The organism is Pedobacter borealis DSM 19626, from assembly GCF_000708285.2.
Lineage (GTDB): Bacteria > Bacteroidota > Bacteroidia > Sphingobacteriales > Sphingobacteriaceae > Pedobacter > Pedobacter borealis.
The window spans coordinates 1-490 of the sequence record NZ_JAUG01000209.1; the positions used below are offsets into that span (position 1 = coordinate 1).

A 490-nucleotide genomic window follows, 5' to 3' on the forward strand; every position below is an offset into this window, starting at 1 on the left:
TAAGATCAGCTTGCCTTCAGGCATTACTGCAGCTGAAAACATTGTTGTGACCTATGCCATTACTGGTTCGGCTCTGAACGGAACGGATTATGCAACACTTAGCGGAACCGCAACCATTGTTGCCGGGGCAAATGAGGTGTTGGTACCAATTACTGTAATCGATGACAATATCATAGAGTCTGTTGAAACAGTGAACATCAGACTTACTGGAGGTAGTTCCGCCAACTTTGTCTACACCGCAAATAGCAGCGCTACGGTTACGATTACAGATAAGGATAATACACCAGCCAACTTGACGATACAAGTCGTAAAATTAGGCGATGCTGCAGAACCATCAACAGCTGGCAGCTTTACGGTGAAACTTCCAACTAATATTACAGCAGCAGAACCTATAAACGTAAGCTATACAATTGCAGGTACTGCTGTAAATGGCGGTGATTATGTAAGCTTGAGTGGTAATGTGATCATACCTGCAGGAAGTAACAGCGTA

At 43.9% G+C, this 490-nt stretch carries 1 protein-coding gene; it reads left to right on the plus strand.

Features of this window, described 5'->3' with window-relative positions; translation table 11 throughout:
* The coding region (locus AW17_RS23445; RefSeq protein ID WP_036670880.1) for a Calx-beta domain-containing protein at positions 1 to 490 on the plus strand (490 nt) is incomplete at both ends.